The 16,181-nt window shown below is 54.0% G+C and carries 13 protein-coding genes; 5 read left to right on the forward strand and 8 right to left on the reverse strand.

The window, feature by feature from the left end:
- Nucleotides 1–549: 549 nt before the first annotated feature.
- The 3 genes from CI601_RS05600 to CI601_RS05610 all read left to right on the forward strand — a co-directional run bounded on the left by CI601_RS05600 (nucleotide 550) and on the right by CI601_RS05610 (nucleotide 5,262).
- On the forward strand, nucleotides 550–1,533 hold the full coding sequence (locus CI601_RS05600) for an Abi family protein (protein WP_121914623.1): 984 nt from the start codon (nucleotides 550–552) through the stop codon (nucleotides 1,531–1,533).
- A 321-nt stretch (nucleotides 1,534–1,854) separates the two neighbouring features.
- On the forward strand, nucleotides 1,855–2,856 hold the full coding sequence (locus CI601_RS05605) for a dolichyl-phosphate beta-glucosyltransferase (protein WP_121914624.1): 1,002 nt from the start codon (nucleotides 1,855–1,857) through the stop codon (nucleotides 2,854–2,856).
- A 201-nt stretch (nucleotides 2,857–3,057) separates the two neighbouring features.
- Nucleotides 3,058–5,262, forward strand: a complete 2,205-nt coding sequence (locus CI601_RS05610; protein ID WP_259465334.1) for a glycosyltransferase family 39 protein — start codon at nucleotides 3,058–3,060, stop codon at nucleotides 5,260–5,262.
- Nucleotides 5,263–5,678: 416 nt separating this feature from the next.
- Here CI601_RS05610 and CI601_RS05615 read toward each other — a convergent pair whose 3' ends face one another.
- From CI601_RS05615 to CI601_RS05635, 5 genes are all read right to left on the reverse strand, one after another.
- Nucleotides 5,679–6,353 (reverse strand): response regulator transcription factor, encoded by a 675-nt coding sequence (locus CI601_RS05615; protein ID WP_121914626.1) that lies wholly within the window; start codon nucleotides 6,351–6,353, stop codon nucleotides 5,679–5,681.
- Nucleotides 6,350–7,576 (reverse strand): sensor histidine kinase, encoded by a 1,227-nt coding sequence (locus CI601_RS05620; protein WP_183129773.1) that lies wholly within the window; start codon nucleotides 7,574–7,576, stop codon nucleotides 6,350–6,352. Before CI601_RS05620 ends, CI601_RS05615 begins: the two co-directional genes overlap by 4 nt.
- A 162-nt stretch (nucleotides 7,577–7,738) precedes the next feature.
- Nucleotides 7,739–8,539, reverse strand: a complete 801-nt coding sequence (locus CI601_RS05625; protein ID WP_121914628.1) for an ABC transporter permease — start codon at nucleotides 8,537–8,539, stop codon at nucleotides 7,739–7,741.
- On the reverse strand, nucleotides 8,536–9,387 hold the full coding sequence (locus tag CI601_RS05630) for an ABC transporter permease (protein ID WP_121914629.1): 852 nt from the start codon (nucleotides 9,385–9,387) through the stop codon (nucleotides 8,536–8,538). The genes CI601_RS05625 and CI601_RS05630 overlap by 4 nt, the downstream gene beginning before the upstream one ends.
- Nucleotides 9,384–10,334, reverse strand: coding sequence for an ABC transporter ATP-binding protein (locus tag CI601_RS05635; protein WP_259465335.1), 951 nt, complete (start codon nucleotides 10,332–10,334; stop codon nucleotides 9,384–9,386). The genes CI601_RS05630 and CI601_RS05635 overlap by 4 nt, the downstream gene beginning before the upstream one ends.
- Nucleotides 10,335–10,699: 365 nt before the next feature.
- Here CI601_RS05635 and CI601_RS05640 point away from each other — a divergent pair, with 365 nt between their 5' ends.
- Nucleotides 10,700–11,503, forward strand: coding sequence for a TipAS antibiotic-recognition domain-containing protein (locus CI601_RS05640; RefSeq protein WP_121914631.1), 804 nt, complete (start codon nucleotides 10,700–10,702; stop codon nucleotides 11,501–11,503).
- Nucleotides 11,504–11,587: 84 nt separating this feature from the next.
- The gene (locus tag CI601_RS05645) at nucleotides 11,588–12,115 is read left to right on the forward strand and encodes a VOC family protein (RefSeq protein ID WP_121914632.1); all 528 of its coding nucleotides are present in this window, start codon (nucleotides 11,588–11,590) and stop codon (nucleotides 12,113–12,115) included.
- Between the two features lie 51 nt (nucleotides 12,116–12,166).
- Here the strand turns inward: CI601_RS05645 and CI601_RS05650 are convergent, their stop codons facing one another.
- The 3 genes from CI601_RS05650 to CI601_RS05660 form a co-directional block, all read right to left on the reverse strand.
- Complete coding sequence (locus CI601_RS05650) at nucleotides 12,167–12,778, reverse strand: response regulator transcription factor (RefSeq protein WP_259465336.1); 612 nt, start codon at nucleotides 12,776–12,778, stop codon at nucleotides 12,167–12,169.
- Nucleotides 12,779–12,789: 11 nt separating this feature from the next.
- Nucleotides 12,790–14,172 carry a sensor histidine kinase gene (locus CI601_RS05655; RefSeq protein ID WP_121914634.1) on the reverse strand — a complete coding sequence of 461 codons (1,383 nt, stop codon included), beginning with the start codon at nucleotides 14,170–14,172 and terminating at the stop codon, nucleotides 12,790–12,792.
- Nucleotides 14,173–14,270: 98 nt separating this feature from the next.
- Nucleotides 14,271–15,944: an MFS transporter gene (locus CI601_RS05660; RefSeq protein ID WP_395948004.1), complete on the reverse strand. Its 1,674-nt coding sequence runs from the start codon at nucleotides 15,942–15,944 to the stop codon at nucleotides 14,271–14,273.
- Between the last annotated feature and the right edge of the window lie 237 nt (nucleotides 15,945–16,181).

The following is a 16,181-nucleotide window of genomic DNA, read 5'->3' on the forward strand; positions in this document are numbered from 1 at the left end:
GTTCGTGATCGGTCAGAAGATCTTCGGGGTCGGCGTTGAGCTGAGCGTAAGCCGTCATCAGCTTCTTTCTCAGAGTCAACGGCAACGTGGCCGCGCCTTCCCTTGATGCTGATGGTCTCTGCGGATGCATTCCTGCGCTGATACAGGCGCAAGTCCTCTATGCCATCCTCTTCCGTCCAATCACGTAGGTCGTGGTAGTCAACCCGGACCAGTTGACGTTTGTGCTGGCTTCGGCCTGGCGGACGATCAGGGTTGAGGTTGCCGGTATCCTGTTGTTCTGTGCAGAACCACAAAGGAGCGTACCCAGGGCAACTGCGGGAGTCTGATAGAGGGCCAAAATCAAATCCACCGCCCTGGGTCTGGCCCGAGATGTCATCTCGTTGAGTGCCGTGTACGCTCGGCCTTAGCTCTGAGCGGCAATCGAGTCTTGAAGTTTTGCGTTCGGCGCCCTCACGATGTAAAGTAAGTTCTGTTAGAAGCCGCCACTGCCTCTACTGCCTTTCGGGGTGGAACGCATACTATGGCGGTATTTTTTTACCCGGAGGGCACATGGGATTCACAACTGCAACCAAGTTGCCCCCATACCCCAGCCATCCTTACCGCGACTCTGCAGACCTGGCCCAACTGCTTCTGGATAATGGGTTGACAGGCATCAGCGTGCAGGACCTTGCGGATCGTTTGGAGTTGGTAGGCTATTATCGCCTCAAGGGCTACTGGTATCCTTTCCTTACTCCTATGGTGGGTAGCAGCAAACGAAAGTTGCCCTTTCTTCTGAAGACTGCTTGGGATCCCATTTGGGAACGGTACGTGTTCGACCAGGAACTACGTAACATCGTCTTCGATGGCATTGTCAGCATCGAGGTCTTTCTCAAAAGCTATATGGCTGCTGAACTTGCCAAAGCAACGGGTCCGTTCGGTTACCTTGAGCCTGCCGGTCTGCCTGGACTCAGCACCGAAGAGCATAAGAGCGCGATTGCCGGCATAGCCAAGGACTACAAGCGATCTTCGCTGCCACAGCTTAAGCATTTCAAGAGCACCTACTGCGATCCGCTGCCGCCCATTTGGATGCTAGTGGATTGCCTGTCCTACGGCGATTTCAAGAAGATCTTCTACAAGGGTGCTGACCCTGCCATCAAACGCAGGTTGGCCTTGCAACTGGGAATCATGTCGAACAAGCCCGGTGTCGGCAATGAGAAATTGTTGCGCGGTTGGCTCGAGAATATCCGTGTCGCCCGCAATAAGACCGCCCACCATGACCGCTTCTGGAACTGCATAGACCCGAAGATGACACCCATCAAACCCAAGCTGTATCCCGCAAATGCCGACTGGTGGGGTAACGAATGGGAGCCCTTCCGCCGACAGGAGTCGAAAGGTCCTGCAGGATTCCTGACCATGGAACACTTCCTCCTGAAGCAACTGGGCGTCACTCATTGGCGTACAAACTTCATAGACCTGATGAACCGCTATCCTGGCATTCCACTCAAACCAATGGGCTTCCCGGACGACTGGCAGAAGCTGCCCATATGGCAATAGAGTCTTCTATCTTCTCTATTTAAAATGCACGGTTTTGATTTCTCAATATGTATGTCATATTCATACTAATATCCTCAAACAGATGCCGTCGTCAGGCGCTGAAACAGTACTAAGTGGTAACTCTGTCCGTGGCACTTTTTTGAGAGGCAAGCTATCTACAGTTGCGTAGTGGCCGAGAACACTGCGGCATTGACTGTGGCTATTTGGTGCAGCTGTATCAGCGAACATTGAGAAATCCTCATGATTCTTTTTAAAGAGTCCAATCGGTTTATAAAGATAAGTTTGAGGAATAGCCCAAGAAGCCGCTGTTTACTATGAGTCATGAACACAGCGAACATTCTCGAAAGAAACATTAGTGGGCAGTCCTATGTGCCTGACAGGCGCTCTTCTGGCAACAGACAAATCCTACAGGGTAAGGCTGATTCGCCTATCTACTATGGCAGCCCAGCCGCGGTCGATGCCGATATTGTCATTCCCATATATAATGAGGAGGCCCAGCTGGCAGACTCCGTATCCACCTTATGCAGCTTCCTGGATCGTCACGCCAGAGATCTGACACCCTTCAGCTGGAACGTCGTGATTGCGGACAATGCCAGCACAGATGCCAGTTGGCAGATAGCCAAGTCCTTGTGTGACTGGTGCCCCAACCAGGTTCGTGCCTTGCACCTCGCCAGAAAGGGTCGCGGGTACGCTCTGAAACAGGCCTGGCTCAGCTCCAGGGCGGCAGTTGTGGCATATATGGATGTGGATCTATCCACCGATATCGGCTCTACGGGCAGTCTTATTCTTCCCCTGCTCCAGGGCGGGGCTGACATCGCCTTTGGCTCGCGTCTTATGCCGCAATCTCAGGTCACCCGCTCCCCCAAACGTGAATTCATTTCGCGCACCTACAACCTCATGCTCCGCTCATATCTGGCGGTCTCCTTTCATGATGCCCAGTGCGGTTTCAAGGCCATTACTGCCCAGGCTGCACATGTCCTGCTGCCGCAGGTGAAGGATGACGAGTGGTTCTTCGATACGGAGCTGCTTGTGCGCGCCCAGCAGGCCGGGATGACCATGTTGGAGCTTCCTGTTCGTTGGGTGGAGGATGCCGGCTCGACGGTCGACATTCCAGACACGGTGAAGAAGGATCTGGAAGGCATGCACCGGGTCAGGGAGGGTATGGAGGCCCGAGCGGTCGAGCAGCTTCGCGTCGACCTGGACTCCCCTGCCGTCTGGGATCAGATCCGCCAGCATGAGCTACGTGGGTCCCTCTTGCCTGCCAAAGAGGAGGATCCGCATTCACATATGCAGAATCCAGGCAAAGAAACTGCCGCTTGTTGAGCGGCTGACAGCAAACGAAATCTCATACAGAAAGAGCAAACTTCACCTATCATGAACGCTTCATTGGCTTCTCACAGCATCTATGGCTTCTCCCCGCATTCACAAACTTTCAATCCGCCACGATCAACAAGCGCAGATGCAGATGCTGATGAGCACGCTTCCCGCGCGTATATTCTGCCCCGACGGACTCGTGGGGATTGGATGGCGCTGGGTGTCATGCTGCTTGCAGCCTGTGCAATATTCTTCATCAACCTCACGGCCTCCGGGTATGCCAACGAGTTTTATTCAGCTGCGGCCCAGGCAGGCTCGGTCAGCTGGAAGGCGTTTCTCTGGGGGTCCCTGGACTCAGGGAACGCCATCACCGTGGACAAGCCGCCGGCAGCCCTCTGGCTGATGGCGCTTTCCGTGCGCATCTTTGGTCTGAGTTCCTTTGCCATCCTCCTGCCGGAAGCGCTGATGGGGGTGGCGACCACCTACCTGCTCTATGCCACCGTGCGTCGGTACTGGGGCAACTGGGCGGGCATTGTCACCGGATTCATCTTCATGCTCACTCCGGTAGCCGCGCTCATGTTCCGCTTCAACAACCCTGATGCCTTGCTGGTGCTACTGATGACCGGTGCTACTCATGCGCTCCTCAGATCTCTGGAGTATGCCAACCATCCTTCTGGCAATCGAAAGCGCACCTGGTGGATGGTCCTGGCCGGTGCTCTGGTCGGATTCGGCTTCCTTACCAAGCAACTGCAGGTGCTGCTCGTATTGCCTGGTTTTGCCCTGGCTTTTCTTCTGGCATCGCCAACAGGCATGGTTCGTCGTATCCTGGATTCACTGGCTGCCATTGCTTCCATGATCGTCGCCGCTGGCTGGTGGGTGCTGCTGACGGTCATCGTGCCAGCCAGCGACAGACCTTATATAGGTGGCTCCCAGCGCAACTCCTTCCTTGAGCTCACCTTTGGCTACAACGGTTTCGGACGCCTAACTGGCAGTGAAGAAGGATCGGTCATACCTGGCCATGGCCATGAAGGAGGCGGTATGCCGGCTGGTGGCGGTCGTGGTGGCAGCAAGTGGGGCCATACTGGCCTCAATCGTCTGTTCAGCGGAGAGTTTGGAACGCAGATTTCCTGGTTGGCTCCTTTGGCTTTCGCAGGTATTGTCATCAGCTTGCTGGTTATCGGCAGAGCTGTCCGTACAGATGTACGCAGGGCCAGCGTCATTGCTTTCGGAGGTTGGCTGACCGTCACCTGGCTTGTTTTCAGCTTTATGGCCGGCATTTTCCACCAGTACTACACCGTGGCTCTGGCTCCTGCCCTAGCTGCTCTGGTGGCTATCGGGGCATTCAGTCTGTGGATCGCCCGGGACAAGCTCTGGGCCAGGATCGTCACGCCGATTCTTATCGTCTTCACGGCCTTTTGGGATTTCAGCCTGGCAGGTCGGTCCCAGTGGCTTCCGTGGCTGAAGTGGTCCATTCTCATAATCGGTCTCATGGGCGCTCTCGGCTTTGCCCTGGCTGGGCTGTTGCGAATACGACGACTCGCTCTTGTAGCCCTCATTCTCTCAGTCATAGGGCTTATGGCTGGCCCTGCTGCATGGACGCTGTACACCGTATCCCAAGGACACATGGGATCAATCGTCCTGGCCGGACCCAACCTGACTTCAGGGAGCATGGGTGGCGGCCCCGGTGGTATGCCCGGGGGCGCTCCTGGTGGTAGCCATCATGGTGGTGGTCAGGCAGGCGGCATGGCACCTGGCAATATGCAGCAAGGCATACCTGGTGGTGACGGCGGTCCCATGGGCTCATATCAAATGGGTCAAGACCCAATGGATCAGCTGGGACAGCCGAGCAAGCAGGGCCAGATGCCCGGTGGTAGTTCGGATAGTCAACAGCCTCCCAGCATGGGTTCTCAAGGACCAGGTTCCATGGGCCAGGATTCCTCGGGCTCACATGAGGAATCCAGCACTTCGGGTGTGCCCTCCACGCGTTCACAGCGCAGAAGCCAATCTGGATTCCAGGGTGGACCAGGAGGCAGAAGGATGAAAGGAGGAAGTCTGCTTGGTGGAGGCCGGTCCAGTTCCAAGATCGTCGCCAAGCTGGAAAAGTCATCTGACTCCTACCGCTGGGCTGCTGCCACGACTGGATCCCAGCAGGCGGCGGGCTATCAGCTGGCTTCTCAAAAGCCGGTCATGGCCATTGGTGGGTTCAATGGTTCCGACCCCTACCCCAGCTTGGAACAGTTCAAGCAGTACGTGAAGGATAAGCAGATTCATTACTACATAGCCGGTGAGATGGGCGGCCATCAGATGGGAGGCTCAGACACTGCCACGCAAATCTCACAGTGGGTGGCCAAGCACTATACCGCAACCACGGTTGATGGCGCCACTGTGTATGATCTGACCCAGAAGTCCAGCTGAGCGGTGAAAGCAGCTTTTGCCTAAGAGTTACTCCCAGTTTTGCGGTAACAAGATAAAGACGAGACGAGCTACTGACTTCTAATCTGTAGGTTGTGAGTAGTTGCCTCCTTTGTGTGTAGTAAAAGTGCAAAGTAGCGGGCGGACTGACAATACTTCAGCCCGCTCATTTGCATATTGACAAGTTCGCGCAGGAATTTAGATCTGATTATTGCAAGACCATGTGTTGCGGGCCAGATCACATCAGATCAAACTGAATAAGAACTATTGATTTCGTTGCATTCGTTTGCTTTGCATCGTAATAAGAAATTCTTACAAATGGCGGAACTCTATTGCCAATTATGGATTTAGGCGCACAAAATACAGCCGGATGTAGTTCTCTTCCGTCGACGAATGAGCGAGACTGCATTCAGTGCTATTCAGTGGTTTGCCATATCGGCCTGATACCAAAGGACTGCGATGTTGATCCGGTCCCTGACCTTGAGTTTTGCCAGTATGCGGCTGACGGTCTTTTTGACCGAGTCAGGCTGCAGCTGGAGGCGCTTGGCAATCTCCGCATTCGTCAGGCCTTGGCTAACCAGCGAAGCGACCTGAAGTTCGCGTTTGCCCAGTTGCGCGAATTTATGGCGAGCCTCAGATTCATCATTGGCTTTTGGCCTTGGAACTCCTTTTCTGATCACTTCGGCCGTGATGCGTGGTGTGAGAATGGCATCGCCTGCATGTACAGCATGGATGGCTCTGTTCAGATCGGCTGTCTTGACATCCTTGAGTAGGAACCCGGAGGCGCCCGCCCCTAAAGCTGTGAACGCATAGTCGTCCTCGTCGTAGGTGGTCAGAATGAGAATGCTTATTTCAAGATGGAGCTTTTTGATACGGCTGGTGGCATCCAGCCCGTCCATGACAGGCATGCGCACATCCATCAGAATCACATCGGGCAGAGGCTGCTGATTTTCGGCGGATGTGGCCAGTTTATCCAAAGCTTCTTGGCCGTTGGCCGCCTGCGCAACGACATGTAAGGTTGGATCCTTAGCGACCATGAGTGCCAGTCCCATGCGGGTCGGTCGCTGGTCGTCGACGATCATGACGCGGATCATGCGTTCTCCTTCATGCCTATATTGTTAGCTGCCATTGCGGCTAGCGAGGGTATGTGGGCCTGCAAGGTCCAACCATCAGAACCAGGACCCGAATGGAAGCTGCCACCATGAGCTTGCACCTCGGCTCTTAACCTGGCAAGACCTGTACCACTGCTAGTGGTATTGTCGGCTTCGTTATTCAAGATTCGTCCATCATCGCGAACGGTGATATCTATGCCGCCCTGGCTGTTGTGATCCCAGGAGACCACAATACGGTTGACCTCCTGTCCGTGGCGGAGGGCGTTGGTAATCGCCTCCCTGGTGATGGTGAAAGCAAGGTCGGCCTGTTCAGAATCCCGTGGCCGATGACCCGTTTCCGTCAGGGCAGTGCTGATGCCGGCTTGACGGACGTGACCGAGGATGGGTTTGATGTCTTCCCAGCCATGCCTCTCCCCTGTGGCCGGCTGTGGGTCGTTTTTCGGATCTGTCTCTGATTGCAGGGCTTTGACAGCAGTTCGAGTGTCGTCCAATCCCTGCCGTGCCAGGTCATTAATCACAGATATAGCCTCATCAATTTCCGGCTTTCCGCTGGCATGATCCAGTCCCTCGGATAAGGCGATGATGGCGGTCAAGTCGTGACCCACGCTGTCATGCAGTTGGGCGGCAACCCTAGACTGATGCATGGCCTGGTCCCGCTCATGGGCCAGAGTTAGAGCATGTGAGCGCTCCTCCTCCAATGCCTGCTCCGACATGCGTGACTGCCTTACAGAGCGTGAGAGGAAGGCGACTGACAGGCAGAGGGCGAAAGTCAATCCAGTCGGATACAGAAGGTCAGTGAAGTGGACATCATGATGCAAATTGGCAGAGAATACGATACTGAACAGGCCTAGAATGGCGGAACTACCCAGCCCAGCTGTCAATGATGCCACGCTCTTGGCTTCTACCGCGCAGGCGTAGATGCTGACAATCCAGGGAATGACCAGGTAGGTGCATCCCGAGCCATAGATTGCGGCAGTCAGGGCAAGCAGGCCACTGACCACCAGCAGGGTCGCCATAGGATATAGACGGCGCAGGCATAGGGTGACAAGTGCGAGAAAAATAATGACCACAAACAGGGGCAAGCCCCAGCTGGCAGACTTCATGACCTGGTAGAGGGTCTGGTTGGCGCTGCTTGGGGCAAGGATCAGCCTGGTCAGCATCCCTGTCTCGTAGAGGGCGCAGAAAAAGACTGCCACGAAGGTCATATATGGCCGGTTCCACAACTGAATCCAGCCTTGAGTCTTCTTGCCTGCTCTCATCGGTGAGCCTCTTCCTGATAACTGCCGGTATTCCATTATGCTGTCAGACACTGAGATGTGCGGCCTGGCAAGTGCTGCATCCTCACTTACTTGATGTTGTACTTGAGACTAAATGGCTCTGCGAGCCTGGTGCCGAAATATAAGGAGGCTGATCAGCACCCAGAGGATTGCTGTCATAGACGAAGCCGCCATAGAGGTCGTGGATGCGATATTGCCCATGTCACGGGCTGCGGATGCAGTGGTGATCAAGGCCAGCGGATACGGCAGCGCCAAGGCCGGTGTGGCAACCGACAGCACACAGCCTCCCAGGGTGAGCAGAAACATGATGCTCATAGTCGAGGCGAAGGATTCGGCTCTGGCGGCTATGGCCTGGGTCAGAGTCATAATGGCCCACACTGCCAACGTCATCGGTAAGCCACGCATAAGATAGGGACCGAGTTCCACTGGGCTGAATCCTCCTACCAGAACACCCACGAGTATGAATTCGGATTCGAAGATGGCGACGGTAAGGAGGGAGGCCAGCAGTCCATGCAGCATCTTCCCGGCTAGGGCAGTCCCGACCATGCCTGAGGCATTAAGACGCTGCCAGTTTCGTCCCTTGTGCTCGTTGGCTTCAACCTGGGCTGCAAAGGCCGCGACCAGGACTGGCATGAAGACCATGCTTGGCAGAAGGATCGCCTGCCCCCAGACCGCAGCCCAGGTCACCCCCTGAGCCTGGAAGTCCGGTTTGTAGCTCTGATACTGGTCCCAACCGTTGAAGATTCCTATGGCGTCGAAGAGTATGGTGGCCAGCCAGTACCAGAGATTGCCGGCCTTGCGGATCTCCCATTTGCAGGCGGCGACGATTGATGGCCTGTGGCGATGCATCGGGGTGATGGTTATAGCGTTTGCAGGATATTGCCTGTTCATCGGCCTGACTCCTTGACCTTGATGATGAATGCTGATATTCCCGACCAGATAACGCAGACCAGAAGGCTAGTCAGGACTTTTGGCCAGGGATTGGCGACCAAGATCATTCTGGCAAAACCATCAGAGCTGGCTGAAAACAGGAACGGGCTGGCCGCGGAACTGATCCCGGCTGGGAAGAACCAGCCCAGAGCCGGCATATTCATCGGGCCCAGTCCAGTCCCGATCAGACCGGCTATCACACCCAGACCCAGGCCTATGGCCTGTCTTTCGATAGTCAGGGAGAGGGCGAGTTGTATGGCCGTGACAGCCATGGATGAGAAGCAAGCAATCAGTGCCGGAAGGAGTATGTAATCGGCCAGACTGCCATCGAGATGGAACCCTTGTGCTGAAGCTGACAGCGGTATCCACGCCAGAGGAATCACGAAGCATAGCGAAATCACACACCCCGTAACTACGAGCTTGGCAAGAAACCTCCCAGTCGCACTCTGGCCTAGGGATTGCCATTTGAGATCCATGCGCTCGCTGCTCTCCATGACGGCAAGCCGGCTGGTCATCAGAGCTGCAAGGATGGGTGCCAGCAGGCCGACAGTCTGGAAGATCTCACCTTGTGCAAGGGCTACGGTAAGAGTGGCGGGGTTCGCAGATTCAGCTCGTTTCATGAATGCCAAGCCCGACCATGCCGAAACCAGGGCTATCATGCCCAAGGCCATCCACCAAAATGAGGAGCCTTTCAACTTGCGAAGCTCCATCGAAAGTAGAATAAGTGGCCTTCCAGGATGGGATGAGCGTGGCGGTTTTCCCAATCGAAATTCTTCGGGCCGCATGGAGAATGATTCGACAGAGCTCATCGTATGCTCCTCTGTTTATGACCGGACGGCTCCACAGGGCCCTGCGCAACATGGTTCTGTGGGTTTTCCACCAGTTCGAGGAAGGCCTCTTCCAAGCTCTTGCGTTCGGAAGCGACACGGTATACCTGCAGACCATGCGATATCAGCCGAGTCACCAGCGTCCCAATTTGCGGATCGGGTATCTCGGGAATGCGCAGGGTTGCGCTCTTCCGGATATATTCGTGGTGAATGCTTTGAGTTTCAAGTATCTCTGACGCGAGCTCAGGATCGGACACCCGCAGATCGATATGACCCTTATCGCGCAGATTTTCCAATGTCCCCTGGTAGAGCAAATGACCATCGGCAATGATGCCAACCACCGGAGCCATCTTTTCGATCTCGGACAGGATATGACTGCTGATGATGATGGTGATTCCCTGGGATGCGGCCAAGTCCATGATCATCTGTCGCACTTCGACCACCGCCGCGGCATCCAAGCCATTGGTGGGCTCATCCAGGAGCAGGAGCTCCGGCTGCGAAATCAGCGCCATGGCGATACCCAGCCGCTGCTTCATCCCTAGAGAGTAGGCGCCCGCTTTCTTTTTCTCGTATCCCCGCAATCCAACTTTGGTTAGCACTTCTGAGGCAGCTGAAACTGGCAGACCCAGATAATCGGCAACCATGCGGCAGTTATCGAGACCCGATAGGCCTGGATAGAAGCTGGGTCCTTCAATCATGGAGCCCACACGGCCCGGCTGGATCGTAGTCTTCTTTCCGACTTGCTGTCCTAGCAGCCACATGCTTCCGGCAGTCGGTTTTGTCAATCCCAGAAGGAGCTTCATGGTGGTCGATTTTCCGGCTCCGTTTGGTCCCAGCAGTCCATAGACCTCGCCAGCCGGCACCCGTAGATTCAGCCCATCCACGGCTTTAAATCCGCCATAGGCCTTGACCAAACCCTGAGTGGCCACAGCCAGCTGTGGCTGATTGCTTCCGTCCGTATATGCCATTGCGCCTCCCCTTCCGATAGGAATTCAACTGATTCCTATGCAAGTTCGGCGGGCACAATCCTTCAACGCGGGAAAAGAAACTGTCCCCCACAGGGGACAAGTCGCTGCTGACGAGGCTGATTTACATCCACGGGAAAGGTGCCTCGCTGGATTTAGTCGTCTTCATGTTCAGGGAATACTCCGCAAACAAGCAGGGCCAAAAGCGTCCTCCTCAAGAACCTGTTATTGGGATGCTTGAGGCCGGTGTTTGCATGCACTCCCTCACCCTCATCCTCAGGAAAAAATTGATTTGACCTTGACATGATGGCAGGGTTTAGGGTCAAGGCATGACACGAGAGAGCATATCCACTGGCGAGGGCAGCAAGAGCGGCTTGAGCATCGGTCAGATGTCTGAGCTTACGGGGGTCAGTCGGAGAATGTTGCGCCACTGGGAGGAGGAAGGACTGATCTCCCCCTTTCGCGACCAGTCGAATTACCGGCATTATCTGCAGGATGACGTCGTGCAGCTGGAGCGAATTGTGACATACAGGGAGATGGGCTTCAATGTCCGACAAATCAAGGCATTGCTCAATTGCAAGGCACCGCTGGCCTTGGACGAGTTGCAGGGCCAGCGTTCGCGAATTGAGGAGAAAATCCAGCTTCTTAGGAAAGCTACGGATCGTTTGGACCGGCTCATAACCCTTGCTGAGGGGAAGTCGGGTAATGATTCAGCCGCCACGAAGACCGATCAGGAGGACCAGTACTTTTCGGAAGCATACGAACGCTGGGGTACTAGCAGGCAGTGGCTTGAGTATGCGGAGCGAAAGGCCATGTGCTCCGAGCAAGAGCAGAAAAAGGACACGGCCCGGCTCAAAAATGTAGAAAGTGAGCTTGCACAAGCCAAGCGAAAAGGTCTGCCACCGTCCTCAGATAAGGTTCTAGAACTGATTGACGAGCATCGGCTGGCTCTGTCATGGTTCCACGTAACGCCTTCCATGCACGTCATTCTTGGACGCATGTATGTGGCTGATCCACGTTTCAGATCCCACTATGAACAACTGGAACCTGGATTGGCGCAATGGATGCTGGTCGCAATCGAAACTGTAGCGCGTGCAAACGGGATAGATCCGTCAACCGCCAAATGGGAGTGACGCAGTCAATATCTTCCATCTACGTATCACGTTTTCTGTTTGACAACCCAATTGAAGATCCTTCAAATAAGGAACGAGGTAACCATGCACAACCATCACCAGACCAAAGCTACTGCTTATACAGGTGCAGGCATAAGTCCCGTGCCGGAGCCAGGGAAGGATGCGGAGCCGCCGGAACCTTATAGGGGCATTTACCTCATGCCCATGTTCATGTGCCTGTATAGCCATGATCTGGAAGAATCAGAGGTTTTCTGGATGCAGGGATTGGGTTTCATCAATTTATACACCATGCCAGGCGTGATGATTCACTTGCGGCGCTGGGCCTTTCAGGATGTGCTGATCCGCAAGAGTGGCCCCGATGCTGGCAGCCCTGACACAGAGATGAAGCCCATAGGAAGCCTGAGCGTAGCAGTCACGGAAAAGCAGATAGGCAAGATTGTGGATGCATGCGAGCGCCTCCGACCGGGATCCACCTCAGCTCCAATACGTAAGCCGTGGAACTCGCTTGAAGCCAGGATTCACACTCCAGAAGGCCTGGCCCTTACCCTTACGGCTGCCTTGGCTGTCGATAAAAGGCAGACCGAAGTTTATCTGAACTCGCACGGTCAATGAGCAAAGTTCAAGCCCTTCTCCCCTGTCATGATTTGATTTTAAGAGCAACAATTAAATGTCTCTTAGGCCTAGAGTTTCGATGGCCTCTGCTACAGCAGCCGTGCGATCGCTTACCTTCAGCTTGGCGAAGATCCGGCTGAAATATGTTTTCACTGTTGCCTCGCTGATGTATAAGTGCTCTGCAATTTGCCGATTGGTCATGCCTTTGGCGGCCTCGCGCAGTACGCGCGTCTCTTGTTCGGATAGCGCTGGTCTGGTCGCTGGACGCAGTGCTTTGCTGACTGCTTTCGCTGCGGTCGGATTCAGTACAGTGGACCCTGCAACAGTGTCACGGATGGCTTGGGCCAGGACATGAGGTTCGACGTCTTTCAGCAAATAGCCGTTGGCTCCGGCTTCTATGGCCGGCAGAATATCGTCGTCAGAATCGTAAGTGGTCAGGATCAATACCTTGGTTTTGGGATAAGAAGCCAGCACCTTCCGAGTGACTTCAGGCCCGTTCATGTCAGGCATCCGCAGATCGAGGAGCAACAAATCTGGCCGTGTTTTCGCTACAGCCTCTATGGCCTGGGCGCCGTTGCATGCCTCAGCAACCACTTCAAGATCCGCATGGCGTTTAAGCATGCTGCGTATACCCTCCCGAACCATGGGGTGGTCGTCAGCCATGACAAGCCGGATCATTCTTTCTCCTCATCTGGTCGAGCAGCATTACTTGGTCTTTCGATAGGGATATTTACAGTTATAGAGGTGCCTTGCCCGGGAACTGAGGTTACCGTACAGCGCCCACCCACATCTTGAGCTCGTTTGGCCATATCTCGCAGACCATAACCATGCCCGGCCTTTTCCATCTCCTGGAAATCCAAGTTTTGAATATCAAAGCCACAACCATCATCCTTGATCCGAAGCTGCAACAGTTCCTGCCCTTTCAAAAGCAAGCTCACCTGTACATGCTGGGCATTGGCATGCTTGGAAATATTAGTCAGGGACTCCTGGACTATACGTAGCAGGTTGACTTCGGTCTGCTTAGGTAAGGGCGGCAAGGTGCTTTGAACCAGGCACTGCGATTGACAACCTGTCTTTGCTGCAGTGGCATGCACTGTCCGCTCCAGGGCCGTCTTCAGGTCCCTGCCATCCAGATCAGCAGGTGCCGAATCCGCTATCATCCTTCTGGTGTCATCCAAAGAACTTTTCGACGCGCTGGCGATCATTTCCAGATGCTTTCGCGCTGCAGGCAGGTCGTCATACAGTTCTTCATGAGCTACCCTGGCCAAGGCCAGAATGGAAGTCAAAGACTGGGCGATTGTGTCATGCATTTCATTGGCGACACGTTCCCGCTCAATGGATGCTCCTTCAGCTCTGCTGAGCCTGCGAATCGTCTTTTGTTGAGACTCCATTTTGTCCAGCAGCATTTGATTATGCCCGTTGGTCAAAGCCAGGACATTGAAGGACTTTCCAATCATTGCGGAGAATACCACCACGAGAACCATGAGCATAAGATTGCCGGTTAGATCAGTGCTTAAGAATCTCTTTCCAGCCAAGACCATGCCCAGATAGGCCATATTCAGGACTCCTACCAATCCCAGGGCAGGAAGATAGGCAAAAGCGATGAAGAGTTGTGGCACGATAAAAAGCTGAGCCAGAATAGCGGTACCATCCAACCAGGCGCCCATGGGCAAGCAGACCAGTGACAGCAGGGCAAAAATCCAACCATATGCTCCTGTTTTGCTTACTGGCTGATCTGTCGTTTGCCGGTCAGACCCTTGAGGTTTGTCAAATACCCTAGGCAGAACCAAGATCATGAAAAACAGGCAGGGCAATAGGATGAGAAGAATTGAAACAAGCTTATGGGTCATGGAAGCAGTAGAGAAGAAACAATCGGCTCCTATCACGCAGCCTGCTTCCACAATGAAATACCAGTTCCAGGTGTTATGAAGACGCCGACGCTGGGCATCCGTTCTTGCAGTCGCGTCAAGTCGACCGTCAACGCAATCACCATCCAGATTCATCGAGAGCCGGTCTTGCCGTTGGCCTTCTCGATTGATTTCCTCAGTGATCTTCACTCATGTCTCCCATGACTTCCACACTTATTCACCCTACTGCCAAAATGCTTGTAGAGATCGTCCGGTTTTCGTTTTTCCAAGCTCCGAAACCGGGATCTTCATTGGCTATCGACCGTCTTCTCAGTGAAAATCTGCTTGCTTTTTCGGGGATACAAAAGAGCCAAGGGAATGAAAAGTAAGGACATACAGGCCATAGCTAGGAAGACCTTGCTGCTGCCGCTGGCATAGGAAGCCCTGATCAGAGGCATGATCATATTCCGCATGGATTGGGGCATACTGGCGAATTGTGATTGAGCACCTGCCGAAGTTCCGGATCCAATAGTATCTGCGATGGCTTGCGCTCGGGATGCACTTACTCCGTACTTGCCCAAGGCCTTATGAATATCCAGGGCAAAATAACGGGTACACAAGGGTCCAAGCATTGCCATGCCCAAAGCGCCGCCGAAGTTTTTGAAGGTCTGATTGATGGCAGTCACTTCACCATAAGAAGCATTGATGGCCCGATTGACCGCATCAGTGGATGATGGCGAGAACATGAATCCGATCCCTGCGCCTGCAACCACCATGGAAAGCGACAACCAGACGGTATTGGAGGGTAGTCCTTTATCCAGGGAACCGGCTGTAAGCGACATGAGGGAGAAACCCGTTGCAGCTATCAAGCCGGCAATCAGCAATACCGGTTTCATGCCATGTCTGTTGAAGAGCTGGGCGCCCAACAAGGCGGAAACCAGGAAGCCTAAGAAAAAGTAGAGGATGAACAGGCTGGTCATCAATGTTGACCGGTTGAGTGCAAGGAGTCCATAGACGCTGAGGAAGTACATGATGGGTTGGAAGATCACGGCGGCTACCAACATGGCGAGCTGGGAAATGTCAAATGGGCCATTGCGGAAGATTCTGAGTTTAATGATTGGATTCCCAACGTGCGAATCCCAGAAGCCGAACACCAGAAATAGCACAAGGCTGGCACCAAAACTGGCAATAATGCGCCAATCCGACCAGCCGACGGTGCTGCCCTGCTGAATCGGCACGATCAGAGCTATCATGGCCAGTCCTACGGCTAGGCCGCCAGCCCAGTCAATATGCTGACTACCGTGTTCGGTTGTGGGTGAGTCCTTTGGAATCATCGAGACGATCATGACGATGGCCACCAGAGCAAGAGGCAGATTGATGAAGAAGATGTCGCGCCAGGAGTATTGAATCAGCCAAGATCCCAGAATGGGGCCCAAGCATGTCATAGCTCCTGTGATGGCGAAGAACAGGGCCATGTTTCCGGCCCTCTTGTTTTCTGCTGAGTAGGAGAACAGAATACCGATAGCGGCCGGGAACATCATGGCTGAACCGATGCCTTGCAGAGCTCGGGAGAGAATCATCAGCATCAGCGACAGTGAATTTGCAGGAACAAGTCCGCAACATAAGCTGCCCATTCCAAAAAGGAATGTACCTGAAAGCATGATACGTTTGTAGCCCGCTAGATCCGACAGATGCCCGCAGATGGGGAAAGTGGCGGCTGCAGCCAGCATATAGGCGTTAACAATCCACTGTATGCCGCTTGCGGTCAGACCCAGACCTGATTGGACTGCCTGACTCGACAAGGAGACGATTGTCGAATCTATGTTGGTCATAGAGACAGCCACAATAAGTCCAATCATGATCAGGCTGAGTTTTTTGTGACTGATCGGAGGTTGTGAAGCCTTGATCACTGGCAAGGGGTCTTCTTGTCTCCTGACTTCGCGAGTTTGCATACTGTCTCTCTCTCTTTCGTGTTTGCGCAACTGGTATCGCCGTAATCGGCTTTGGAGGCGCTACACCATGAGAGTAAAAAGATCTTCTCGCTTCTTATGTCATCCCAGTGGCTATATCTATGTCCCCCATTCGGGTGACATGTTGACTGCTGTGTCAGAGCTGGGACTAGAAGATCAGCAATGCAACTGTTCGCAGGAATCAGACTGTGTGAGTTATAAGGCTGTCTGGTGCTGAAAAAGTACTGTCTTGCAGTTTATCGGGCGATT

The organism is Bifidobacterium sp. wkB344, from assembly GCF_003688305.1.
GTDB lineage: Bacteria > Actinomycetota > Actinomycetes > Actinomycetales > Bifidobacteriaceae > Bombiscardovia > Bombiscardovia mizhiensis.